Source organism: uncultured Dokdonia sp. (genome assembly GCF_947492815.1).
Taxonomy (GTDB): Bacteria; Bacteroidota; Bacteroidia; order Flavobacteriales; family Flavobacteriaceae; genus Dokdonia.
In genome coordinates this window covers 55,171-81,984 of record NZ_CANLOB010000002.1, presented here as the reverse complement: position 1 = coordinate 81,984, position 26,814 = coordinate 55,171, and the positions used below count along the sequence as shown (strand labels likewise).

Here is a 26,814-nt window from a genome sequence, read left to right as displayed (position 1 = left end):
CCTTCGTCACTTCATCACTATTTTACTTCTGAATAGTCACCCATGCTCCTTTATTACGAGCATAATAGGTGTTATCATACATCGCTTCTACTTGCGTACCTGGTAAGTAATACTTCCCTAAATAGGATGCATTTAATCGCACGGTGAATGTTTTAGTACTTGCTTTACTCATATCAAAGTAAAAATTGACACGATCATCACGTATATCTGTATATCTAGCAGCTCCTTCTGTACCTCCATTAGCATCCGTAAATCGTGTATTTACAATTTCCCATCCACTAGGGAAGATTTGTGTAAGTGCAACATTATCTACATAATCACGACTGTCATTACTAACGCTAATTTTAGCTACAAACTCTTCTCCTTGTCTAAGTTTAGAAATATCAATACGCTCTCCATCTGTTCCTATAAAGGCTGTAGTTACTTTAAGTTTACTACTACTCGCAAGTTCTTCTCCTAATGGTAATTTTCCGCTTTTTACTAAGCGTACAAATACTACATTATCTTTTGTGTTTTGGAGTGTAATGCTATTACTTCCATCTTTTGTACTTAGATTTCTTAGTGCAATAGACTGTTGTGTGTCTATAGTCATTGCCTTTCCATCTTTCGTATAGGTTAACTTAATAGATTTTCCACCATTTTTGACAAGCATTTTAGCCATAGCTAACAATGAATAGCTTGTTTCTTGTGTACTCAACCAACGATTTGACGATAATGTCTTAGCAATAGAAACGGCTAAATCTTTTTGTTTAGCATCTCCCATAACTACCATGGTTTCTAACGCCATTGCTCGGTTACGAAATACAGAACCATAGGTATGGTAATCGCTTTGGCTTGGTTTAAAATCAATATTTGCTGTAGAAGCTAATTCCTGAGCAGCTTTTGTTTGTCCTGCTAATGCATAAGCTCCTGCAAGTCGCCATTTACTATCGTTACTCAGGTTTCTGCTTTCGCGTAAGCGGTTCATTGCAGCTAAATCAGGCTGCCCTGCTAATGCTAAAGTATATAAACGATAAGCCTGTGTAAGTTTGCTGTTTCTAGCATCTTGTCCTAATCTCCACTCCCGAGCAGCTTTCTTTTGAAAACGTAACCAATTACTCATAAATGTAAGTGGTAATGCATAGCCTTTTTTCTGAGCTTCTATCATAAAATGCCCTGCATAATTGGTTCCCCATGCATCTGCATTGGTTTCTCCTTGCCAATAACCAAGACCTCCGTCTGCATTCTGAAAACGACCCAAACGTGCTACGCCTTGCTTGATATTTTCTTGTACTTTTCGTTTTTGTTCATAGGTCAAATCAAAAATATCATCCATAAATAATTGAGGAAATACACTAGAAGTGGTTTGCTCTACACATCCATGAGGATAACGTATCAAGTATTGTATACGTTTGGTAAAATCCATAGGAGGTAAGGTAGAAAATTCTATAGCAGACTCATTAGATCCTGACACTCCAAATGTGGTATAATCTATCGTTAAGTCACTTGATCCTAACAGTTCATAATCGGTTACTTCCTGTGTAATTGGATTTGGATTTTCGACATCTATTTCGACTTGATATGTGGCACGTTCTCCATTACCTTCAGCGATAATTTCGATGGTTTGAATATCGCTTACAGCAGTCACATCAAATTCAAAAGGAACAATTTTTTCTCCTACAGAAGCAAAGTTTACCGTCTTTGTTGTGCCTTGTGTTGCTTTAAACGCTTCCGATGTATTGACTGTAATTTTTGCTTGTTTTACTTTAGACTCCATCGCAAATACGGTAACAGGTAAGGTCACATGTTCTCCCGGAGACAGTTTTCGCGGAAGCGAACCTAATACCATTAAAGGTTTACGCACAGGAACCGTCTTTTCGGCTGTACCATAAGCCGATGCTTTATGATCTCCTGCAACAACCATAACACGTACCGAGCCTACATAATTAGGCATTTGAAGGGTGTGTGTTTTGGTTTCATTTTCGCTTAAAGCGAAAGGGCCTAAATAAGTAACTACAGGTTTGAATCGTTCTGCTTTTCTGTTTTTTGCAGCTGCAGCCGCATCTCCTCCTCCTATCGCATAGATATTATCTACACTTCCAGAATAGGCACCAATGACATAATCAAACATATCAAATGTCTTGACGCCTAATGCTTCTCTACTATAAAAATGCTTATGAATAGCTGGGGTTTTATACCTTGTAAGATCTAATAAGCCTTCATCTACTACCGCAATGGTATAGGTCATTGCCTTGGCATTTGTCTCACTCACTTTTACGGTATAGGATGTTTCTGGCTTGAGTACATCTGGCATCGTAATTTTAGGAGTAATAATGGTATTTTGATCTTCTACAAGCAATGGTATAACTCCATACAAACGAATAGGCAAATCGTTTTTAGTTTGTTCATGGGCTTGTAATAGAGAGATATTCACATATACATTTGGTGCCATCTCTGAAGTGACAGGGATTTTGAATTGTGTATCTCCTTTTTGCGTATCTACCCACCAGCTATCTAATACTTGAGTTCCATTTTCAAGGCTGACTAGTGCTCGCGAACTATTCCCAGAAGGGAATGTAATGATAGCTTCATCTCCTACTTGATACATTTCTTTATCTGAAGAGAAGACAAGCATTTTTGCACTTTCTGAGTCGCTTTGTAGTCCGCTCCAATTACGATAGAAGTAAGCGATACGACCTGTCGCATGACCACTTTCAGGGTCAATCACACGTATTAAATAACGGCCATTACTTTTTTCTGGAATAGTAACAGAAAAACTAGTTTTTCCATTACTTCCTGTAGTGACTTTAAAATCTTTTACTGGCGTGTGTACAGTACCTGTTTCATAACGAGAATAATTATCTCTTCCTCTGCTCCACCACCAGCGCCAACTCATTTTAAACACTTTTACTTCCAACGTTCTATTTCCTGAAGCTTTTCCTTGTGCATCTGTAGTTACTACATCAAACTCTGTATTATCATCTGTATAATAACTTCCATAGGCACGACCTTTAGGGGATTGTAATCCTACAAAATGATCAAAAGGAGCTACATCTTTACTCACTACATCTAATGAAAAATCTCCTCCACCCTCATAAGCTTTCGTCACAAAAGTAGCTTTAAGCATTCCCGGAGCTCGCTTACTAAGATTGAGTTCTTCATTAATTTGGGTGATTCCTTCTTCATTTACCTGTCCATCTAAAACGGTTAAGTCTACTTGATCAAAACTACGAATAGGGTCAAAAAAATTATAATTAGGATATCCCTTAAACCCACTACTTGAACTACGGATAGTGGCATCTGTTTTAATTTTAAGATTACGTCCTGGTGCTCCATGCAACCACGCTACTTTTACAGTACCTTCTATGTTATCACTTGCATTGATAATCTCATTTTTAAAATCTAAATTAACTTTTAGACGGTTAGGTTTTATCGTTTCTACTTTTAAGGATTTAGAAAAGCTAGCACCTCCTACACTAATGGTAGCATTCCAATTTCCTGTAGGCGCTGTGGGCATCGTGGTAACAGGAAAATAATACACATTATTTACAGCTTTTCCTGTACGGGATTGTGTTGCTTTATTACTGCTAATTACTTTACGATAGGTAAGCTTTCCTCTAGCATCTGTTACTTCTAATTTTACAGGATGATCTTTAGGCAATGGATTGTTTGCATCATTGAGCACAAATGATAAGTGAATACTATCTCCCGGACGATGCACCCCGCGCTCTGCATAGATAAATCCTTTTAATCCTTTTTGTAATTGCTTTCCTGAGATATCAAATTTACTCATGGAGAGTGCATTTCCGTCTTCTATTTTAAGATACGCATAGTTGGCTCCTTTTTGAGCTACCGCAAATACAGCGTATCCTTCTGGAATTACTGTTGCAAGCCCTGAAGCATCTGTTGTCACCGTTCCTATAGGTTGTTTTTGATAATTATATAGGGTTATTTTTGTATTGGCTTCTGGTGTTGTAGATACAATATCTGTTGCCGCAAAGTGATAGCTATTATCTTTTCCTTTTTTGACAATAAGTCCAAGATCAGATCCTAAAATGTTGCTGCTTATAAATTTCCCTTCTTGATAATACGCAGGATGGCAAGGATTATCTTCTTGTCTCCAATTATATACTTGGTTACGCCAGCGATATACTCTATTATCCCAATATTGCTCTTCGCGCTCATCCTCATCAGCACTTTCGGCCTCTGCATAGTCGTCTTCATAATACCCATAATCCTCTTCATAGTAATCATCATAACTATCTTCTTCTACATCAGTTTCATCATCTGTACACTCATAAGCTACATAGTCTTTTTTATAGCTTATTTCAACACGATACAAGGCACCTGGATCTGCTTGAAACATCTTAGATAAATCTACTCCATGCACACGCCATTGACTATCTCCTACATCTTCATTATTAAAACTGCTTTCTTGTAAATTTATCGTTTGCTTAGCAACACGTCTTCCCACTTGTTTTAATCCATAGGAATTAGTACTATTTAAATTATTTTCTTGTAGATATTCTAATACGTTATTTTCAAATATTTTAATAATACGTACATCTACATGACTCAAATTAACAGACTCAAAATAAAACGGATTACTCCCTGAATTAGGTAATATAACTCCATTTGTAATGGCACGTAAACCAGGTTTTAGTTGTTCAAAAGAAATCGTTTCTGAAAAGGGAGTTTTTAGTTTATAACCATCGGTGCTTTTAATTCCTTGAAATACCTCAACAAGTGAATTTCCTACAATTTTATTTTCAGGATATATGTGTAGTACATTTCCATCTACCTCAAAACGCAATTCACCAGCACGTTGTATAGTGACTAATCCTCTAAAATTTTGTTTCTCTTCTAATGGATCAGAAAAATTAAGTGTTAATGACGCATTGGCTCCTAACGTTTGATTAAGGTTTATAATTTTAAAATTATTACGTCCAGGGATAAGCACTTCATTTTCTCCTTTTGTCTCTTTAGCGCCAATGGCTTTCCCATTCCAAGATACCTGAATATTTGAATCTTCTATTTCCCTGAATATGCTATCTATTTTAAACACATGATACTTACCTGGCTTGTCATCACTTAACCAATTTATAGATAGTGGTTTTCCATTTTGAGCTGCGTTTATGAGTTGTTTTGCTTTCGCGAAAGCAATGACATCAGAACTCTCTATTTGCCCTTCCAGGTATTGATACTCTTTATCATAGGACTGTATCGCACGAAGGTCTACTTTAAAATCGGGTGTAATGGTTTTAAAGCTAAATGTAAAATCACGTATCTCCTTCGGGAGATCATCATAGAGTTTATCTAAGCGTAAGACCACAGTATATTCAGTATCTGGATGTAGTGGTTCATCTGGCTCAAATAGTAATGAGCGCTGCCCATGCACCATCAATTTACCAGATGCTTTAGGTGTAATCTCAAACAGATCTGCAGGAATTTCTTGATCTACTTCATATTGCGTCAATGCTTTTGCCACTTTCACTATAATGGGACTCGAAACAGACTGCCTACCACTTGTGGCATAAGAAATATACTCTTTATATTTAAATAGATTATCAGTGGGTTGGTCGGCACCTTTTTTATCACAAGTGATCAAAAAAAGACTTAGTACTGCGGTGAGAAAAACATGGATGTTACGCATAATGATGGTGTTAGTTACCCTCTCTATCTTCTGCTCTAAAAAGGGCAAAACTAGATAAAAAGGTATTCAAAATATGCTACTAAAGATAACAGATTTTAAACGGATTAATATGAATTTAAAATGATGTTTTTTCTATATTGAGATTGGTCAATCTAACATAGAAAAAAGGTATAGAAAATCGAGTGGTTATGGTGGTAACGTAACTGTTAAAATTTCTAGTATGCGAGTTTTAACATTTGTGACGGATTTAACAGTTTTACCATCTTTGCACTTTGAATGAGAGCTTATATCAGCATATCTAGTGTGTCTGATTATTTTATAAGAAAGAAAACCTCCCTAACCCTCCTTTCTAGGAGGGAACACCCGTTTTACACATATACGTTATTAAAGAGCAGAAAAATCATACTGACGCTCTACTTTGCAAATACGTATAGTATACGCTTCATACCACGTACTTTTTCCTTTCACTTGCGCTGCTTGATGATCTGTTTGTGCTTTCCATCTTGCAATATCTTCTAGAGTTTTCCAATAAGAAATTGTAATCCCTACTTCGTTGCGTGCATGGTCTATTCCTAAGAACCCTGGCATTCCTTGTGCAAGCTCTTCTAAATGCTGTGCTGCCATACTATATCCTCTAGTGATACTTGTTTGTTCACTTGCAAAAATAACTGCATAATAGGGAAGTTCTTTATGAATTGGTGTAAGAGAAGAAGTGTGTGATGCCATGCCAAAAAGTTATTACCCAAAATTACTCTTTTATATGGGGATTCAACACATTTATGTTTGATTTAGTTTTTAATAAATCGTTTTATTGTCACTCTTCCATTCTGATCTTCCATACGAAGAAAATAGATTCCCGACTTCCAATTTTGAACATCTATTGGACTTGTCTCTAGTGCTTCTTTTGAAGTAGTCATAAGTGTTCTTCCCAACATATCAAATACGCTTACAGTATAGTCTTCTTGACTATTTATTTGTACATGTAATTGATCTTGAACAGGATTTGGATAGATAGAAAAAAAAGGTTTTATAAAATCACTCGTAGCTAATAAACTATTACCATAATCTGCAGTATCACCATTTGAAGCGATTACATGTAATGTCGCATTATCACCAAGAAATTCTATACTATATTGAAATGGATCTGATATAGTATTCAGGTAAAAATTGAAATATTGATTTTCAAAAATAGTATTCTCTGCAAGTTCACATTCTATTAATGTGATTCCATAATCATCTAAGGTAAATGTGTTATTATTAAATATCACTGAGCCTAAAAAAGAATTACACACATAGGTGTTAAAATAGTTAGGATTGTTATCATTTTCTTCTTCAAAAATAAGTTGAATAGACTCTACTTCGTCATTTGATTCTGGCAGAAATTGTTCTCCGTTTACTTCCAAAGAATATAATTCCCATTCTCCTTCAAAAAGAAGGGGATCTTGAGCAAAACTATTTTGAGAAACAACAAAGCACAATAACACTAAAAAGAATCGATATGTTTTCATAAATAATTAGTTAGTTTTTAATAAATCGTTTTGTTATAGCTCCTCCATTCTGATCTTCCATACGAAGAAAATAGATTCCTGACTTCCAATCTTGAACATCTATTGGACTTGTCTCTAGTGCTTCTTTTGAAGTAGTTATAAGTGTTCTTCCTAACATATCAAATACAGTCACTGTAAAGTCTTCTAGACTATTTTCTGTCTGAATAAATAATCGATCTTGAACAGGATTTGGGTAGATAGAAAAAGAAAGCAATGTATTCTCACTTAAAGACAAAGAATCATTAGTATAAACAGCGATATCTCCATTGGAAGCAATTACTACTAATGTTACAGTTTCTTCCGGAATCTCAATATAATATCCAAATGGATCTTGTATCGTATTCAAATAAAAATTAAAATACTGATTTTCAAAAGTAGTATTTTCAGCTAAATCACATTCAAGTAATGTTATAGCATAATCTTCTGTAAACGAAAATGAAAAATCCGATTCATTCCCTCCTTCTTCAAAATTTATAGAAGCAAAAAAACTATTACAAACCCAACTATTAAATACATCTGCACCTTCTTCGTCTTCAAAAGTAAGTCCTACCGTATGTACCTCATCATTAAAGGGTGGAAAAAACTCTTCTCCATCTATAACTAAAGATTCTAATTTCCATATACCTTCAAAAAGTAGGGGATCTTGCGCAAATATGCCTTGAGATATCATGAAAAATATCGATACGATAAAAAGCAATTGTTTGTTCATAATCAATTATTTAGCACTTTAAGATACTATTTTTTTTGTAAAATAATAGAAAACATCGAAATATGTATTTTTCATATCTTACTTTTAATACTAGGATAACATATATATCCTTTCTTTTTAAAAAATTTGCACAAAACAACCATCTATGAATCGTTCAATTTTTTCTTTTTTAGTCAGTTTTTTTATTTCTACAGCTATTTTCGCGCAAGCTAACCTATTACAATCAGGACCTATGGTTGGATATTCAGATTTTAGAGAAGCTTTGATCTGGGTACAAACCAAAGCGCCTGCTGATATTAAAATAGGATATTTCGCTCAAGGCGAAAAAGAACGATTCACCCAAACTGTTGCTACCACAGAAACAGGAGACTATATTGCAAAATTATACCCAAGTGATGTAGCCTATGGAACTACATACACCTATAAATTATACATTAATGATCAATACGTATCTCGTCCCTATCCATTAGAATTCCAAACACAAACCTTATGGCAATATCGTACCGATCCACCGCCATTTACATTTGCTATTGGATCTTGTTTTTATAAAAACGAACCAAAAGACGACCGACCAGGAAGGCCTTATGGAGATGCCTACGAAATCTTTGAAAGTATTGTTCAGAAAGATCCTGATTTCATGGTCTGGTTAGGAGATAATATTTATTTACGCACACCCGATTTCCAAACCGAACGCGGCATTCGTCATCGTAACAGAGAAGCACGAACAACTCCTGAATTACAACCTTTATTAGGAAGTGTACATCATTATGCTATTTGGGATGATCATGACTATGGACCTAATGATTCTGACCGTAGTTTTGTACATAAAAAAGTAGCTGAAAAAGCCTTTAATGAGTATTGGGGAAATCCAAGCACTAATGCTACTGGAGAAGGAGGTATTACAGGACAATTTGTATGGAATGATGTGGAGTTTTTCTTGATGGATGATCGATATCATCGTGCACCTAACAGAAGTCTTGACACCGACAAAGACTATTTAGGAGACGCACAACTTACTTGGCTTATTGATGCCCTGACCGCAAGTAAAGCTGCTTTTAAGATCGTATGTATTGGAGGACAAACCATCAGTGATGCTGCGGTATATGAAAATTATGCTACGTATCCGGAAGCACGCAAGCGTCTACTAGACCGTATTGCTTCTGAGAAGATAGAAGGTGTCGTATTTATGAGTGGTGATCGTCATCACACAGAGATTTCTCGTTTAGAACGCCCAGATGCATATCCGCTTATTGACATTACGTGTTCACCGCTTACATCAGGAACCCATAAAGCGCGTGATGAAGGAAATACACTTCAGGTAAAAGACAAAACCTATTATGAACGTAACTTTGGACTCGTTAATATTTCTGGAGCTTATGGGAAGCGTACATTACTCCTTACCATTTACGATCAGAAAGGGCAAAAAGTATGGGATTATACTATCTCACAAGAAGAGTTACGTTATAAGAAATAGATGTTCTTTTCTGAGTACGCTTCTGCTTGCCGACGAGGCAGGTTTGCGAAAGCGGTCACTTCAATACAAGTTTCATAGTTGCTTTCTGAAAATATAAACATACTCAGCCGCATTAAAAGGCTGTCTAAAAAATAACTTGACACGTCATTATGAATTTATTACAGAACTTTATATCATTAATTATCAATACAATGAAAAATTAAAACAAGTTCAATTTGACGACAATTACATCTTTTTAGATAATCTCAATTAACTATTACTTCTTTACTAAAAAATTACGACGGGTATCTGTAATATCTAATGTAGCTGTATATTGTTTTCCTTCTCTTAGATAGCGTATGTCAATTTTATTTTCATCTGCATGTGCGTTTTTTGAGTGTTCTAAACAATCTACGTGACAGGTTACTTGTTTCCCTATCTGAAGAATAATATCGCCCCCAAATAAAATTTCTCTTCCTGCTACATTTGCCGAGATATACCCTCCTCGTAATCCTGCTTTTTCTGCGGGACTATTGGCTGCTACACGTTGTATAAGTAATCCTCCATTTTGAATAGGGAGATTAAACAAGCGTGCGTATTCTTCTTGTGTTAAGAAAACACTTTCTACACCTACCCAAGGGCGATCTTCAAAAGCAAGTAAATCTTTTGCGGTATTGATAGACACCACCATTCCTATGCCTTGAAATCCGCCTGAAACGGTCAATATACTTGATGCAATCCCTACGACTTCACCTTGTGAATTAAAAAGAGGACCTCCACTATTTCCTGAGTTGATGGCTGCATCAGTTTGGATAAACTCCACACGAACCGTTCCATCATACAGTCGGTCATCTCCTCTAAAAGCTGAGATAATCCCTGATGAAAATGAATTTTCAAGACCATACGGACTTCCTATGGCATATACATTTTGACCTACCACTAGATTATCTGAATCCCCAAGTTTTGCATGTGCTAAAGTAGGGTCTAACACTTTTAATTGAAGTAATGCAATGTCTGCTGTTTTTTCACTAAACAGGATAGACGCTTTACGCATTTTTCCATCTTGTGTTTTGACTAAAATCTCAGAGGCTCCATCTACCACATGAGCCGCTGTAAGAATATAACAATCATGAGAAATAAGTACTCCAGACCCTTGTCCTTGACTTTTTATAGCTCCCTTTTCTGTAAAATTATTAGAAGTCGTAAAAATAGTCACAACCGCTGGAAGTGCTTTTTTATAAATAGTAGAAACTGTGATTTCTTCTTTACTTAAATAGGTAGGTGTTGTTCTTTCTTTTGGACTTGCATGTGGCATTGCTTTTTGAGCAATTAACATATTTGAGACACTAAGAAGACTTATCAATAAGAGAATATATGTTCTCATGACATAAAAGGTTTTTGATTTATAAAATGGCTGGTAGTAATACTATAGTCAATTACAACCGATTTGTCGAAGAAAAATTTAAAACCTTATTTTTTTGTCATTTTTTCCTTTAAAAATATTCTTTTACAGTTTATACATATTTATAGATACTACCGTTTTACTCTCCCTCTGATCATGAACCTGCAGGCAGACAGGTCTCGCAAGCTCGATTTCGCGAAAGCGGACTTCGATACAATTTATGCTTACGCTAAAATCACTCAGCCTCCTTGTATAATTCCAACGTAAGGACATTGAGTAATCTGCTGCAAGCGGATTGTATCGAAACGACCGACTTTCTATTACTCCACTACCTCAAAAGCTTGAATGGCGGCATTGGGTTCCATGATGCTATAGCCGGCCCAGAAACTAGGATCGTATTTAGATAAATACGTTGCTTTTACATTTTCATTTTCAGAAGCAGCTTCATAGGCTGTATCTGAAATATCTTCAGAGTTAAACACGACCATTTCATACTTAGAAAGGGATGTTCCTTGCACATCTAAGGCAAGCGAAAGTTCATTTTGCTTACGACGTCCCTTTACATGCTTATTCTTTTCTATCACTTTTAAAGGGCGATCTACACCAAAGTAATTTCCGTTTTCAAGTTCCAAATAGCGCGGACTATAACTACCGCTACTATTTTTGGCAAATAGCATCTTACCTCTATACACGTTTTCACCATATTTAATCCCTAATAATCCAAACTTAAATAATGGACGCACATTGTTAAATTCTAGACGTACAATAGCAAAATCGTTGGTGTTTACAAATGCAGTTCCTTGAAAATCTTTTTTGCCTTTCGGCGAAAAATCAATAATATACACAGGTTCTTGATCAATAAAGGTGTAATCTCTGATTTCAAACTCGTAACGATTTGATTTTTCTAGAATATCAATCTTAGAGTCTTCATTAAAAAAGAGTTGTGTGTACAGCTCTGAAATACGATCTTTCATTTGTTGCTGGAAGTAGTTTTTATCACTTGCATTTTCTACTTCTACCTTTACTTTATTGGCATCTTCATTAGCCGCAGTGATAGAGTCTAGTTGTACTTTTGTTCCAAATAATCCTGATTTAATTTTAAGATACGAATCTGGTTTTACGTTTTCTTTGAAAATTGTTTCTAGACGTTCACTGAGTCCGTCGACAGAAACATCTTTGGATTTATCATACAACTCTGCTGCTTTATCAATATGGAATTTATGCTTATTGTAATTTCCATAAAAATCTCCTACCACTTCTCGGTAATACGAAGACTCACGAGGTACTAAGGTCGCAATACTATCTATTAATTCTTTATTTAACTCTTCAATCGTTGACTTCTTAAATCCAAAATCTACTTTTTTCATTGTATTAAAATCAGATTGTCTGAAGAATATCTTCTTTTTAGATAGTTCTTTTACATAGTAGTTTTTATCAAGATTTTCTTTCACTTTTTCGATCACCTCATCTACAGAAAGCGGATTACTAGAAAGAAAAACGCCTTTTAACTCAAAAGATTTAGGAGCGAGTGTAATGATGCTATCTGTAAGTGATGCTAAAAAAATTCCCTTACGTTCATATCCCATAGAAGATATATATATAGAATCTTTTATTTTTTTTAATTGCTCAGGATTGATGGTAAAAACACCTTCTTCATTTGAAATTACGCCTTGATTTTCTGAAAGTTCAATGGTAGCAAATGGAATAGGTTCTTGCGTTTTACTATCTATAAGTGTTGCCGATATGGTTTGTGCGGTCATATTAGAGACCAGTAATACGGTAAGTAATGTGATGATGTATTTGATGATTGTCGTCATGATGGATGGTTGTTTTTTTATAAAGACGCTTCATTTTTACAAATGGTTGCCTGGGCTCTTTTTTTATGACGATTTTAAGAGGATTGTGTTACTTAGAATTCGGGACTTCGGTACAATTTTTAGAATTGCTTTCAGCAATTATAAAAATCACTCAGCCTCCTTTGATTTCGATATAATAACTTCGGTACAATTTCTCATACTTCGAAATTACTCAGCCACCTTTGATGCATTTTGTTATACGCTTTCGCGAAAGCGTATAATAATTGATTATTAGATGTTAAAATTCCTTCTCCCTCGAGGAGAAGGTTAGGATGAAGGGAAGCGAGGGATTATTGCGATCAACTCCCTCACCTTAATCCTCTCCCTAGGGGAGAGAAGATATATTATTTTGTAATTTTATCTTTTCATTCAAAGCTTTTAGGCGTGCTTTATGCGCTTCTTTTTTTTCGCGTTCCTTCTTTTTCTTTTGAGCCATAAGCTTAGAATGCTTGGCTTTATTTTTTGTGTTTTTTGGACTTCCTGCTTTTGCCATCTGTCTATTGTTAAAGCGTTTCTTCTTTACAAATTGTCCCTGGAACAACAAAATCTTTGGCACGTCCAGATCCTACGGCTTCAAAATAAGCACAATTCCCCTCTATAGATTTCATTGTTATCGTAATAACCATATTCATCACTTCTTCAGACTTAGGTAATGAAGTATCTTCAACTTCTTTGTTAAAGGTCATTGTATATACACAATCACTTACCCAGATAAGATCAATAACAGACTCTTCTCGTTTTCCATTAATTTCAAGAATTTCTGTTTGTTGATTGCCATTACGGATGATAAATGTATCTGGAAATCTTTCATTACCTGGTACAATAAAAGTTCCTTCTTTAAAGTCTTTACAAGTTAAGACGGTTTCTTCTTGTGCAAACAGTGTCATACTTATACTAAGACAAAGAAATAGGGTATATAAGATTTTTGACATATGGAGGATTTTTATGAAATATAGGTAAAAAAGAATAGATGGCTAAGGTATTAAATTCCTTCTTTTTGATGAGGAGGATCGGAAGAATAGATTTCATTACTATATCGGTTGTTTCGATACAATTTCTCATGCTTCGAAATCACTCAACCACCTTAGCTTATAATTAGAAATGACTGGCTTTAATTCACTTTAAAACTGTGCGACGCCTTTGGTTGTGAACCTGCCTGCTGGAAGGTCTCACTAGTTCGCTTTACCGTTTCACTCTCCCTCTGGTCGTGAATCTCGCAAGCTTGATTTCGCGAAAGCGGATTGCATCTCTTTAAAAGCTTCTACAGGGTCATCTGCATTCCATACACCACCTAATGCTCCTACGCCTTGAAAACCAAGTTTAACGGCCTCGGGGGTTGTACTTGCATTAATACCGCCCATCCCTGCTATAAATTTAGGAATCTCACGTACATCAAAGCCTCTGCCTTGCATGTCACTTTTAGATATCGCTGCAAATACAGGACTTAATAGGTGGTATGCAAATTCCACTTTTTGAGCTGCGAGATCTTCGGGCTCGTGATACGAACTACTCACCGCAAATCCTTTGTCTGTAAATGATGTTACATAGGTTTCCAACTGCTCTTCTTGTGCACGCCATTTGCGTTCTTCCAAGTGAATTCCTTTAATCGCGTATTCCTGAGTGAGTTCTTGTGGGAAATTATGGGTCATGATATACTGATAATACTTCGGGTTCACTTTATCTAAATAGACACGATGTTCTTCTAAGGTAGCACCAGGTTTTCTAAAATGGAAGTATTCTAATCCTGCTTCAAAGAGTTGATGAAGCGTTTGGATTTCAGTGTCATTGGTTTGTTCTGGAGATATCAGTAGGATCATGATTGATTGGGTTTGTTTTTATTCCCATGAAGATGGGAATCTCATCATAACGTAAAAATACGCTTTAATTTATCTATGAGGAATTGGATTGATCTTATAGCACTTAAAATTCTTTATTTCGGCCTTCGAAAAGTTATCGTAAAATGTGAAGCGAGTATTCCGTAGAATTTCATACTGTTTGAGCGTAGCGAGATTCCAAAATTCAGGAATGGAGTAATACATTTAGATAAGGTTTCGTCAGCCTAGCCTTTTTTGATTCTTTTTTTGGCAATGAAAAAAAGAATAGAAGCCTAAAAGATGTTAGCATTAGATTCCCGCCTTCGCAGGAATTCATTTGTTATTACTAACTAGACGCGATCACTTGTTTTAACTGTTCTTTAGGGACCACACCCGATTGTCTCCATACTTGTTTTCCGTTTTTGTATAGGATCATAGTAGGAACACCACGCACTTGATACTTGGCAGCCAACGGTTGGTTTTTGTCTACGTCTATTTTGACAATTTTGACAGCATCACCTAGTTCATCTTTCACTTGTTCTAGGATAGGACCTAAGGTTTTACAGGGTCCACACCAAGTTGCGAAGAAGTCAACTAAAACAGGTGTTTCTGAATTGATAATTTCTGAGAAAGAGGATTTCATTTTTTTTGATGTAAAATTAGGGTATAAAAATAGGATATCAAAGATAGTTTCAATGCGGGGCTTCGATACAATTTTATAATTGCCTTTTCGGCAATTGTAAAATCACTCAGCCGCCTTTGATTCGTTTATTTTATAAGCTTTCGCGAAAGCAAAAAATAAGGTAGCCGCCTTGCGTTTTGTTTTGTTTTGTTTTGTTTTGTAATAAAAACATAGGACATTGAGTGATTTTAAAATCCTGAAAAAGGATTTTGAAATAGTACCGAAATGCCGGATTACTATTTCTTAAATACTTTTTTAGCTAGATCTGACAAAAGTGCTACTTCTCCACTCATTAAGGCTTCTTTCTTTTTACGACTCCAACCTTGCACTTGTTTTTCACGGTAAAAAGCATGATCAATACGATCATATTCTTCATAGTACAGCAATTCTACCGGAAGTCGCTTTTTGGTATGTATTGCTCCATTTCCTTGTTGATGTTCTTCCAATCTCCGCTCTATATACTTTGTGCTACCTGTATAATAGGTGTCATCATTACATTTGAGAATATACATGTAGCCTTTTGCCATGATTTAAATATAACAATTATTGAGTCGGGGCTTCGATACAATTTTATAAGCTTTCGCGAAAGTAAAAAATAAGGTAGCCGCCTTACGTTTTGTTTTGTTTTGTTTTGTAATAAAAACATAGGACATTGAGTGATTTTAAAATCCTAAAAAGGATTTTGAAATAGTACCGAAATGACCGGACTTCGATACAATCTCAATTTCATTGAGATCACTCAGCCAACTTTGATTGAAAAAAGTAAGGTCATTGAGTGGCTCGCTGCAAGCGAGGTGTATCGAAATGACCGGGTAGACCAACATTCTAAAAATATAGTATATTGAACATCTGTAATTACATGAACTATGCCTAAAGAAAAATCCTGGAAACAGCTCTTTTTAGATCTTGCAAAAGCAATTTCTGAAAGTTTAAGTGGTACCTCACGAGCGAGAACTTGGCATCAACATGTGGTGCCGTATGAGGATGGTTGGGCGGTACGTCGTGAAGGGAATAAACGGATTACTTCCAAACATCGTAAACAAAGTACAGCTATTAATAAGGCTAAAGTTATCGCTAAAAGAAAGAAAGCCGATGTGATTATTCATCGTGCCAGTGGTGGGATTCGGGAACGGATTGGGTATGGGGATTGAACTATTCTCAACTAACTAATATTATACGAGTCTTCTATCAATTTCTTTATAAAATCATTAAGATCTTCTGTTTTTTTAATTGTTACTTCTGTATCACCAGTTCCGTAATGTCCCGTAGTAGAAACATCTCTTATATTCTTTGTAGGATTTTTAATATTAGTGAAATCTACTTTTAGATAAAGACGAATTTCTTTCTTTTTTGAAAATATTTCAGAACATACAAAGTTTTTAATTCTTGAAAACGCATGATAATATTTTAATTCCTTTTTCTGAATATCATCGCCAAGTGAGAATATAAAATCTTCAATTTCTTGATATAATGCAAGTAAATCATCAGATGCTGCATTTACTGCATCGTTCATATCTCTATATTTTATAGTCCCCCGAGAAGTTGATTTTTCAGCATCATTTTTTTGAGATGTTCCAGCTAATTCAAATATAATGCTTCCTCCATCAAAAGCTCGATATCGTATCAGTTCTATATTTCTATTTATTTGTCCGATAGCATAATCATCATAACGGGTGAAATCTTTTGCAATACAAAGCAATCTAGGGTTTGACCAATCTACTTCTTCATTTTTAGACAGCATCTCTTTTTTCATACACAGTAATTCAAAATTTGCTTTATGATCCATTAACCAATCTAGGTAGAAAAGCCCTTGATTAATTACATTTTCTTTACTGTCTAATTTATATTCTATAATAACTGGGCAATTATTTTCATCTATTCCAAGACTATCTATTCTTCCTTTGTGTTTATTCCCTGTAGAATATTCTGAAGCTAAAAATCGTATACCAAAAAAGGTTTCTAAATTTCTTTCACACAAATTTTGAATCTCACGTTCATATTTAAAATCAATAGGAGTGTTTGAAGTTGCAATCTCTCCTTTTATTGAATAGAGTTTGATGTCTGCCATTTAGATTAGTTTTAATTGTTTTGCAATATCTTGTGTGAATTTAGCTAACGGTCTTTTTAACAAATCTTTATCTTGATAATAGTTTCCAATTATAAATCTTTTAATTAATTCATGTGAAACTTTAATTCCTTCACATTCAAAAAAGTCTATTATTTCCTTTCTTCTACTTTTATGGTAATATTTAGATTTTAAAAATAGCTCTGAAGCAACATCCTTAAATTGAATATATTGTTCCTCAATACGGTACTCTCTTAAATAATTGTTAAGCTTCTCTTCATATTTGTCATTATCTATATATTTTTCCCTAAGATTTACTTCATAACGTATTAAATCTTCATTTTCTTTAGTATTAATTAAATATTTTAATAAGCTTTCCTTTTTAATTTTAAAAGCTGCAATCTCATGAAAACTCTCTAAATACGGGTGAATATTATTTTCTAATGTAAATATTTTATTCGATTTGCCCATATTACAACTTGCACAACAGGGAATTAAGTTATAATAAGATAAACTTAAATAAGGGTATACACTTTTAGGAAAATAATGGTCCAGATGAAATAATAGTTTCTCTTCTCCTTTTTTATGAGTAGTTAAGGCAAATTGTGTATTACAAGTTACACAAGATTTGATATTAATAGTTTTAGCTAGCCAGATTGCTTTTTTACTACTTCTAAAGGATTTATAATTAAATATTTTTTCGAGTTCTTTACCTATACTTTGTAATTCTTCTTCTGTAGAATCGTAAATCCTATTTTGAAATCCTTTATTAATAAATTCATTTATAAAAAGTTGTAATTTTCTAGGTAGACTAGTAATTATTTCTTCTATATTTTCCTTAATGTACTCTACTATATCAAGATCCTGACTCTCTGAGTTATTTACAATCCAATTTTGAAGTTTTTTTGAAATTGACTTATAATTACCTAAATCAGTATCAATTAGATCATAATACAATTTAGTATTATTTGAACTCTGAATTAAAGTGATCATTCCTCCTTTGGTTTATTAAGTTCAGCCTCTAAAGTTTTAATACGTTCTTGTAACAATGTCAATTCATCAATAGAATTTTTAAAATAAAGTTGCTCAAATTGATCTTTAATTATAGGTTCGCCTATAAGTTCTATGATCTGTTGTATTTCTTTATCCGTATTCTCTTTAGGAAAACTATCTAATAAAGTTTCTATTTTTCTATTGCGTTCTTTTATTTTATGTGATCCTAAGGAACTATCCTTTTCTATTAGTTCTTCTAATAGTTTTTTGAGTTTTTGCTCTGCAAATGCACCCAACGTATTATTCATATAAAACGTATCATCTAATAGGGCATAAATATTTGCCCCAAAAGTCCTATCTAAAGCATTATAAGGTTGCTTTTCACCTTTTTCTAATTTCAGCACATTTTGGTTTGGAATATCAGAAAGTATAAAAGGAGAATGTGTTAAGAATAAAATATTTATGGTTTTAATATAATTAAACTTTGCACTTTTAAAGAATGCCAGTAATTCATAAATAAATTCTCTTTGAAAGTCAGGATGGTAATAGAGTTCTATTTCGTCAAGAACTAGATTGATCGCATCATACGTAATAATTTCTTTTTCTTCATTCCTTTCTTCATTTTTATGAACGGAATCAACATTTTTTATATGATATACAATGGAGTTTAAAGCATATATCTTTTGCTTCTCTCCTGAACTCATATCTCTAAAGTAACTTCTATCTTTAAATTGTATTTTATTTACAAAAAATGGTGGAGGAACATGTTCAACAGCTTCAGAAAACCATGATTTCAACTGTATACTCTGTACTTTATCGACAATTTCATTTATTTTCAGTGTAGTTTCAAAATCTTCTTTTTCAGTATTAATTGAAAAAATATCCTCTCTTAAAAAGTTTAATGTCTGCTGTACTTTTAAAGTGATATGACTTTTGTATTTATAAAGTGCCGCAACGTATTCTTTTGCATTTTCTGGATTAATTTTATAATTATCCTGTAGCTCTTTCTTTTTATTTATTTGCTTATCAAAGTCATCAAAAATCTTATATCTAGTAGGAATTGTAATGAGTTTTTTAATCAAATAAATCTCTGCAAAGTAAAATATGCTTTTATCTTCAATCTTTGGGTATTCAAACTCTTTTTCAGGATCAGATCTATCATTGAATGTTTTATTAAATAATGGAATCAAAATATGTTTTCTAAAAGATTCTTTAAATTCTTTTGTAAATCTTTCAGTTATAAATTCTGGTAATTTTTCATATTCTTCACCTCTTAAATATTCATAATCTTTTCTTTTATCAAAATATAATTGGATAACATCTATCTCCGATTTCGTGTTAATTTCTTTATATTGTTCTATACTTAAAATATTAGCTAATAATCGGGAACTTGTGAGGTATGCTTCTCTATTCACATCTATATTTCCCTTATTTCTGTATGGGTTAATAACTACAGGGGTTTGATAACCATCATTTTTATGAAAAAGTGATTTAATCCAAACACCTATTTGATTAGTATTGAACCCATAGAGAGAATAATTTATAACTACAGAGTAAAAAAAAGAAAATTCTTTTCTCTCATTTGTTAGTGGTTTTAAATCTCCTTTAAAATAATAAAATTGTTCTTTTAAAATCCCTTCTTCAATTAAAACTTCATCTCCATCTATTTTTAATTTAAAGAGTTTCTCATCTAGTGTATAAAAGATTTCTACTCTTAAACCGTCCCCAATTTCTTCTAAATCTTTAATATATGTAACTTCTTCTTGTCTATCATCCTGACTAATATCTTTTTGTTTTTTACTCTTTATATTTAAAAACAAATTTTCATCAATAAATTTAAAATGTCTTGAGCATACAAAAAGACTGTATAGTAAAAGTTCAGATAGCGCACTTTTACCACTTCCATTTTTCCCTACAATCGCTGAGATATTAATTTTTATAGGATCTGACTTATCTCCTGTTAATTCATTTACGGGACCATCTATATAGAAAAAATTTTTAGGATAGGTGTTTCTATATTCAATACATTCAACTTCATTTTCTCTATTTAGATCAAAGGTATACTCATTGTAGAACGTATAAATTTCATCTTCAACTAAATTTTTCCTAAACCTATCTCCACACCTTTTCAAAGGACGTATTCCCAATAACTTAAACCCACTCATCTCTCCCCATATTTAACATTCTCCTCCGCAACCATACCCAATTGCTCTTTTGCCTCCCCAACTGTGACCTGCCCATTCATTAACATAGGCAATAACCAATCGCGTAAGGAAGCTAGTTCTTGGTTTTCTAACTCAACTAAGTTTTGCTTTGAAAAAATTGGTTTTATTATTTTTTGATACTCTTCAATTATTTTTTTTGGAGGAATTATAATTTTAATTCCTTTTAATATTGAAGCAGAAACTTCTTTAAATGTAGAGCCACTTGATCTTGCTTCAATGAGTGGTATTTTATTTTTAATTTGATAAAACAAAAATTCACTTGTGAAATAATCTCTAGGGACAAATGATTTGAAACCTTGGTTTGTAGTAACAATTTCTCTAGAAATTGCTAAATACCCAATTGGTGCTCTAGAGCTAAGCAATATTGTCCCCGCGGGCATTAATTTTAAGGAAGCTTTATTAATTCCTTTTTCTGTCACATCAATTTCTCCTCTTGTAATATATTTTTTCCCTTTATTAATTGAAAGATCTTTTGGGGTTATCCATGGTGTTCCATTATCTTTGGTATAATAGACCTTTTCAGCTTTAGATGGTGTACTACCTCCTATTATTACTGCAACATCTTCAAAAGTTCCAGATTCCCACCCCTCAGGAATCTCCCGTTTTAACACGGCATTATACACCATCTTCCCGCCAGAAGATTTATACGGTTTGCCATTGGCATCTGGAAAATCAAACTGAACAAACCAATAGTCGTAGATTAATTTGGCTAGCGACTCTAATTCTTGGTTGATTTTGTTATTAACCTCTATTTTTTGATCTATTGTATTTAAAAATACGCATACATTCTTTCGATACTTTATGCTTGGCAATTTAAATTCAATATTGAACAATCTGAGTTTATCTAACTCTCCTTGACCAGTACTTCCGTCCATAAAAGACTGAATAAGATCCTCTTCTTTATATAAACTATAACTAAAACATTCTGATAAGTAATAATCATCTATCCTAATTATTAAAATATGGCTATCGGTAATTACAGTTTTATCAATTGGTAGTTTTCGTACAAAAGCGCAACGACCAGCCGTACCTTGCCCAGTAGAATTAAACAATAGATCCCCCACCTTAACAATTTTATTTTCATTAAACGGTTTATCACCATTATGAAACTTTGAAAAGCTATAATCAACTCTATTATTACGAATACATTTTTGATTTAGTACAATAATAGAGCTATTAGTAACATACTTAGGAGTAATACCCTTTAGTGAAGAAGAAACATAATCACCCAACCTGTTCCAATCATTCATAAGAAATAGATTTTAAGGTTTCAGATATTTTCTTTTCTAGTAGTTTTGATTTGCTAAAAAGCGCATCAACATATTCTTGCTTTTTATTAATTATCGAATTGAATTGATTTTCACTAATCTCATCATATTCAATCTTAATTTCAAAATACTGCCCTGCACTTAGAGAATAGTTTTTTTCTTTGATCTCATCATAACTAACAGCTACTGAAAAATCGTCTATGACTTCCTGCTTGATAAACGTATTAATGATTTGCTGTTCTTCGTCGGGCTGTAAGACTGTTTTTTGATTTTTGCCTTCTTTGATGGTTTTTCCTAAACCACTAGCATCTATTAATACCACTTTAGCATCATCTGCGCTATTGGTTTTATCTAAAAATAAGATGGAAACATTGGTGCCAGTGGTCGCAAAAATATTACTTGGCATACTCACTACACCTGCCAACATTTTTTCTTCTACAAGTTTGGTTCTGATACGTTTTTCTATCCCACTTTGTGCGGTAATAAATCCTGTAGGGACAACAACCGCTGCTTTTCCATGATCAGCCAATACGTGCATGATGTGTTGGATAAATAAAGGATAGATGGCCATTTTATCTTTGGCTTTCTTAGGAACATTCGGTAATCCTGCAAAGAAACGTTGCTTGTTTTCTTTTCGCGAAAGCGCATCTAAATCATCACTAAAATCTAACTTAAAAGGAGGATTACTCACGATATAGTCAAATTTTTGATCGCGATGATAAGGTTCTGTTAAGGTATTTCCTTCTATGACATTCTGAATACTATGTACGAGATTATTAAGTGTGAGATTTAATCTTAATAGATTGGAGGATTTCTGAGATATATCCTGAGAATATACCGTACATTTTTTAGGCCCTATGGCATGTGCCAAATTCATCAATAAGGTTCCTGAGCCTGCACTTGGGTCAAAAATAGTGACATTACTTACAGGAGAAGGAATCATAATGGCTGCCATAACTTTAGCTACCGCATGTGGCGTATAATACTCTGCATATGTGCCTCCTGCATCATTGTTATAACCTTTGATTAAGTATTCAAAAATAGTAGAGAAAAAATCAAAACCTTCTCCCATCACATCTTCAAAATTAAAGATCACCAACTTATTGATTAAGGCTTTGGCAAAGGCGTCTCGCTTACTTTTCACATATTCTGTAATAGCTGTAAACAGTCTAACCTTGACACCATCTGCCGTAGTTAAAGCAAAAAGTTCATTATTTTCTGCTGCAATATCTAGCAAGGTTTCATCCAATTGCTTTGCAAAATCGGGTTCGTCTTGTCTGTTAAATAAATAGGGTAAAAAATGATGTGGCTTTAAAAACGCAATATCGCTATCTATTTCAAACTCTAGTTTTTTATAATCATCATCAGGCAATGCTTTAAGATTCTCTATCCATTGGTCATCTGTAAACCAATCCGGATGTATTTTCTTCAGTTCATACGTAAACTTATCATTGAGGTATTTATATAAAAATATTTGGGTAATAATTTTAAATTCATCTCCATCATTACCTAATCCAAAACTAACACAGACAGCTTTTAAGTCGTCTATAAGTTCTTTGGTTTTTATAATGTGTTGCGTTGTAATATCTGCTGTCATGCGGTTCTGTCAAAATATTCGTCTAGGTATTCTTTTACAATAATGTCGCTTATAAAAACGACCGTATCATAATCTAGCGATTGTTGTAGGGTTTCTTTAAAGGTACTATTGACCATTTTGGCTACTTGTTTTGTAAAATAGCTTTCGTTGGTCAAGATATCATTTTGTTGCAACACTCGGGTGTCTGTTGCTGCTTTTATAGTTTGCAATGCTTCTATGATCGCAGTTTTTATTTTAGAAGGGCGACCTGCTTCCAGTAATCGTTTTTGTACACGTGCATATTTAGGATCGCCTTCGTATTTACTTTTTAAGAGGTCGTTTTTACGGTTAAGTTCTTTGATGGCTTCATGGATATGTTTGAGCGATTTCATATTATCTCGCATCTCATCTTGAGTGACTTCATTCAAATTCTTATTTTCAAACAAACGTCTTAGTTCATCATATAGGCTTACCCATTGTGGGTCTTTAGGATCAAAATTATTTCCAAGAGCTTCTCTGGTTTTCTTAAGGATATCTTTTAAAGCATCGCCCAGAATCATTTCTGCTTCTCCCGTTTTGGTAAATTCAAATAGAATGTCTTCTAAAGCAATGTTTAATAAATTGCCTACCTCATCATTGTTTTTAAAGGCTTCTTTTGCATTGAGTAAGGCAAGTCTATCTACTGCCATAATACGTAATGCACTTAGTTTTCTAAAATCAAGACGCTCTAACAATTCGTAATCTCCTACTAAACGAATGATATTATACAACGATTTTGCATCTTCTAGAGATTTTTTAATCTTGAGCATCTCACCACGATTATAAATTTCAGAAATCTGCATAGAGAAATGTTCTCCATTCTTTACATCATAATCGGCTAATATTTCTTTAATATCTCGTATTTTTTCTTCCATCTCTTCCCGAGACATAAATAGATCTGAATAGCTCTCCATTTCATCGCCTAGCACTTCTTGAAGTTCATCAAAATACGCTCGGTTGGTTTTATCAAATTCTTTAGAGATATCAGCAAAGTCTACAACAAATCCATATTGATAGTCTTTATAGGTTCTATTCACACGGGTGAGTGCTTGTAAAAGATTATGACTACGTATCAAACGCCCCAAATACATTTTTTTTAATCGTTTGGCATCAAATCCTGTAAGTAACATATTGTACACAAACAATAGGTCTATTTTGCCTTCTTTAAAGGCATCACGCCATGTTTCTAGTTCTTGTTTGCTTCCCGAGTCATAGAGTATTAATGCAGCGGTTTTTACTTTATAGGCTTCTTTTCGTTGCGCTCCATAGGTAGGTGTTGGTTCTGCTGCAATGCGATCTGTATTTTCTGTTTCCGCTTCCGCGAAAGCGTATGTAGCATTAAAAATCTTGTACATCTCTTCTGCCTGTTCGCTACTGTCACAAATCACCATACCGCCCACACTTGGATCATCTTTAGTCTGACGAAATTTTTCAAAATCAGAAACAATATACGCGAGCATAGGTTCAACAAAAGAAGGATGTGCATATAAGGTTTTCTTATCTACATCGCCCTTTTTTATGTCAATACCGTCTAATGCATTTTTAAGAAGCACCTTGTATTCGGTCTCTATTTCTTCTCGTATAAGCTTAAGAGTATATCCATCTGCAATGGATTTGTTGTAATAATATTTATGAATATACTTCCCAAAGAGTTTTGTTGATTTTAAACTATCACCAATAAGTGGCGTTCCTGTCAAACCAATCTTTATTGCATTTTTATCGCTTTGCTCTAAGTTTGCGAGAAAACTTCCTTCTGGGTTATAACTTCTATGTACTTCATCCAGAAAGTAGATACGCTGGATATTAATATCATAATCGGTCGTCTTACTTATCTCGTGATCATCCTTAAATTTTTGGATATTAACTACCGTAATTTCGCGTTCTCCCTTATCGTTATTTAAAGCCGTAGTTTTACGTAAATCTCGCACAAATTCATCGCGAGAATTTACGGTATGCACTTTTAATCCTCTTGCTGTAAATTCATCTCTTGCTTGTGTCAACAAATCCAATCTATCTACAATAAAGTAAAACTTAGGAATCTTATGTTGCTTCTGGAAATAATCAGTAAGATGGTGCGTATTGTAATACGCAAGTGCTGTTTTACCACTTCCTTGTGTATGCCAAATGATTCCTTTTCGAACTCCTTCATCTAGTTTTTCTTCAATGGCCTTGGTTGCAAAAAACTGAGGGTATCGCATGATATGCTTTTGCAATCCGTTACTTTCTTTTACATAGGCAATTGAGTATCGTAGCATAAACGCCAGACGGTCTTTACTCAATAATGAAGTAAGTACACTATTGGTAGCTGAATCTGGGTTTTTATTCGTTATAAATTCAGGACTGTTTTTAAGTGATTGGTAATTAGTATCCTTTAATAAGAAATCTTGTGTGTCTGGATCTAATGGCTTAAGTACTTGAGAAAGATTAAATCCTATCTCTTCTCTAAAATAATTAAACATAGGATTCTTATACGAAGTAGCTGCATAAAAAGCCCCTTGCCAAGGTTCTATCTCGTTAGGGTCATACTCCATATTGTTAGAGAAAATCATAAACTGAGTAAGGTTTATAAACTTTCTAAATTTCTTATTCTGAGTTCTCCTCTGAATACGTTTACGTTCTGCTAAAACCCCTTCTCGATTATTAGGCTTCTTAACTTCTATAAACACCAATGGCATTCCATTAATCAAACAAATAATATCTGGTCGAAATTCATCTTCACCATTCTTATACGTAAGCTCTGTACAAACCTGAAAGTCATTATTAGAAAAATCTTCAAAATCTATGAGTCGTGTTCCTGAACGTTCTATCAACATTTCATAAAACACCTTCCCTAAGTCTTCATTTTCTAAAGACAAGCTTATTTCTTGATACAATCTATCTATATCTGAAGCTTCAAGATGAGGATTAATCCTAGCAATAGAAGATTTGAAGATATCTGTGAAGATATTAGTATCAAGATCCCAATTAGCTTCTTTTAAAGAAATATAGGTATAGCCTAATTGCGTAAGGTGCAATATTGCAGGTAGTTTTACTCTTGAATCTTCATTAAATCTCATATAGCTATTCCCTATTGTAAATATAAAAATCCCATACCACAACACATACCGTATTGCAGTACAATTTTACTTTGAATTTAGGGGGTGAATCTTGAAGCGTGAAGATACGGTTTTCTAAGAAGAACTATTTTACGGGTTTCCGTAAGAGGGCTAAGGGAATGGCGAGGCGGCATTTCGGTACAATTTATAAAATGCTTTCAGCACTTTATAAATCACTCAATGTCCTTTGATGGTAACACAAATAGTGGCTTTACTTTATAAATCACGCAATGTCCTGTCATTGTTACAATGCAAGGCGGCTGAGTGATGCTGAAGAACGAAGCATTGTACCGAAGTCCCGAATTAGAAACCAAATCAAAAGCGGCTGAGTGATCTCGACGCAATCGAGATTGTACCAAAGCCCCAACTTAAAACCAAAAAATAGAGTAACACTCTATTTTGAGAAAAAAGTAAATGAATAGGACGTGAATTGTTCACTTATGAATATACGGGTTTCC

At 34.0% G+C, this 26,814-nt stretch carries 19 protein-coding genes; 2 read left to right on the top strand and 17 right to left on the bottom strand.

Annotation, left to right across the window (positions count from 1 at the left end; translation table 11 throughout):
* Positions 1-22: 22 nt before the first annotated feature.
* The 4 genes from Q1A01_RS03060 to Q1A01_RS03045 form a co-directional block, all read right to left on the bottom strand.
* On the bottom strand, positions 23-5,632 hold the full coding sequence (locus Q1A01_RS03060) for an MG2 domain-containing protein (RefSeq protein ID WP_299675806.1): 5,610 nt from the start codon (positions 5,630-5,632) through the stop codon (positions 23-25).
* Positions 5,633-6,016: 384 nt separating this feature from the next.
* A complete protein-coding gene (locus Q1A01_RS03055) occupies positions 6,017-6,358 on the bottom strand; it encodes an antibiotic biosynthesis monooxygenase (protein WP_299675804.1) in 342 nt (113 codons plus the stop codon).
* 62 nt (positions 6,359-6,420) lie between these two features.
* Complete coding sequence (locus tag Q1A01_RS03050) at positions 6,421-7,140, bottom strand: T9SS type A sorting domain-containing protein (protein ID WP_299675801.1); 720 nt, start codon at positions 7,138-7,140, stop codon at positions 6,421-6,423.
* 10 nt (positions 7,141-7,150) lie between these two features.
* Entirely contained in the window at positions 7,151-7,888 is a 738-nt protein-coding gene (locus Q1A01_RS03045) for a T9SS type A sorting domain-containing protein (RefSeq protein ID WP_299675798.1), read from the bottom strand.
* Positions 7,889-8,033: 145 nt separating this feature from the next.
* Here Q1A01_RS03045 and Q1A01_RS03040 point away from each other — a divergent pair, with 145 nt between their 5' ends.
* Positions 8,034-9,362, top strand: coding sequence for an alkaline phosphatase D family protein (locus Q1A01_RS03040; RefSeq protein ID WP_299675795.1), 1,329 nt, complete (start codon positions 8,034-8,036; stop codon positions 9,360-9,362).
* 256 nt (positions 9,363-9,618) lie between these two features.
* On the opposite strand, the gene Q1A01_RS03035 is transcribed toward Q1A01_RS03040, so the two are convergent.
* The 7 genes from Q1A01_RS03035 to Q1A01_RS03005 all read right to left on the bottom strand — a co-directional run bounded on the left by Q1A01_RS03035 (position 9,619) and on the right by Q1A01_RS03005 (position 15,622).
* The gene (locus Q1A01_RS03035) at positions 9,619-10,725 is read right to left on the bottom strand and encodes a trypsin-like peptidase domain-containing protein (RefSeq protein ID WP_299675792.1); all 1,107 of its coding nucleotides are present in this window, start codon (positions 10,723-10,725) and stop codon (positions 9,619-9,621) included.
* Positions 10,726-11,063: 338 nt separating this feature from the next.
* Positions 11,064-12,560 carry a carboxypeptidase-like regulatory domain-containing protein gene (locus tag Q1A01_RS03030; RefSeq protein WP_299675789.1) on the bottom strand — a complete coding sequence of 499 codons (1,497 nt, stop codon included), beginning with the start codon at positions 12,558-12,560 and terminating at the stop codon, positions 11,064-11,066.
* Between the two features lie 364 nt (positions 12,561-12,924).
* The gene (locus Q1A01_RS03025) at positions 12,925-13,092 is read right to left on the bottom strand and encodes a hypothetical protein (RefSeq protein WP_299675786.1); all 168 of its coding nucleotides are present in this window, start codon (positions 13,090-13,092) and stop codon (positions 12,925-12,927) included.
* Between the two features lie 10 nt (positions 13,093-13,102).
* Positions 13,103-13,531, bottom strand: coding sequence for a hypothetical protein (locus Q1A01_RS03020; protein ID WP_299675783.1), 429 nt, complete (start codon positions 13,529-13,531; stop codon positions 13,103-13,105).
* Positions 13,532-13,789: 258 nt separating this feature from the next.
* Positions 13,790-14,416, bottom strand: a complete 627-nt coding sequence (locus Q1A01_RS03015) for a thiamine phosphate synthase (protein WP_299675780.1) — start codon at positions 14,414-14,416, stop codon at positions 13,790-13,792.
* 343 nt (positions 14,417-14,759) lie between these two features.
* Positions 14,760-15,092, bottom strand: coding sequence for a thioredoxin (gene trxA, locus Q1A01_RS03010; RefSeq protein WP_299676609.1), 333 nt, complete (start codon positions 15,090-15,092; stop codon positions 14,760-14,762).
* Positions 15,093-15,331: 239 nt separating this feature from the next.
* Positions 15,332-15,622, bottom strand: a complete 291-nt coding sequence (locus tag Q1A01_RS03005; RefSeq protein ID WP_299675777.1) for a GIY-YIG nuclease family protein — start codon at positions 15,620-15,622, stop codon at positions 15,332-15,334.
* A gap of 339 nt (positions 15,623-15,961) precedes the next feature.
* Between Q1A01_RS03005 and Q1A01_RS03000 the strand changes: the two genes are divergently transcribed.
* Positions 15,962-16,246 carry a DUF2188 domain-containing protein gene (locus Q1A01_RS03000; protein WP_299675774.1) on the top strand — a complete coding sequence of 95 codons (285 nt, stop codon included), beginning with the start codon at positions 15,962-15,964 and terminating at the stop codon, positions 16,244-16,246.
* Positions 16,247-16,257: 11 nt separating this feature from the next.
* Here Q1A01_RS03000 and Q1A01_RS02995 read toward each other — a convergent pair whose 3' ends face one another.
* From Q1A01_RS02995 to Q1A01_RS02970, 6 genes are read right to left on the bottom strand one after another with little or no spacing between them, the layout of a single operon-like run.
* Positions 16,258-17,163: a DUF5655 domain-containing protein gene (locus Q1A01_RS02995; RefSeq protein ID WP_299675772.1), complete on the bottom strand. Its 906-nt coding sequence runs from the start codon at positions 17,161-17,163 to the stop codon at positions 16,258-16,260.
* On the bottom strand, positions 17,164-18,153 hold the full coding sequence (locus Q1A01_RS02990) for a hypothetical protein (RefSeq protein ID WP_299675770.1): 990 nt from the start codon (positions 18,151-18,153) through the stop codon (positions 17,164-17,166).
* Positions 18,150-20,318: an AAA family ATPase gene (locus Q1A01_RS02985; protein WP_299675768.1), complete on the bottom strand. Its 2,169-nt coding sequence runs from the start codon at positions 20,316-20,318 to the stop codon at positions 18,150-18,152. Before Q1A01_RS02985 ends, Q1A01_RS02990 begins: the two co-directional genes overlap by 4 nt.
* Positions 20,315-21,628, bottom strand: a complete 1,314-nt coding sequence (locus Q1A01_RS02980; RefSeq protein ID WP_299675766.1) for a restriction endonuclease subunit S — start codon at positions 21,626-21,628, stop codon at positions 20,315-20,317. The genes Q1A01_RS02985 and Q1A01_RS02980 overlap by 4 nt, the downstream gene beginning before the upstream one ends.
* Positions 21,621-23,243: a class I SAM-dependent DNA methyltransferase gene (locus Q1A01_RS02975; RefSeq protein ID WP_299675764.1), complete on the bottom strand. Its 1,623-nt coding sequence runs from the start codon at positions 23,241-23,243 to the stop codon at positions 21,621-21,623. The genes Q1A01_RS02980 and Q1A01_RS02975 overlap by 8 nt, the downstream gene beginning before the upstream one ends.
* Positions 23,240-26,317, bottom strand: a complete 3,078-nt coding sequence (locus Q1A01_RS02970; protein ID WP_299675762.1) for an HsdR family type I site-specific deoxyribonuclease — start codon at positions 26,315-26,317, stop codon at positions 23,240-23,242. The genes Q1A01_RS02975 and Q1A01_RS02970 overlap by 4 nt, the downstream gene beginning before the upstream one ends.
* Between the last annotated feature and the right edge of the window lie 497 nt (positions 26,318-26,814).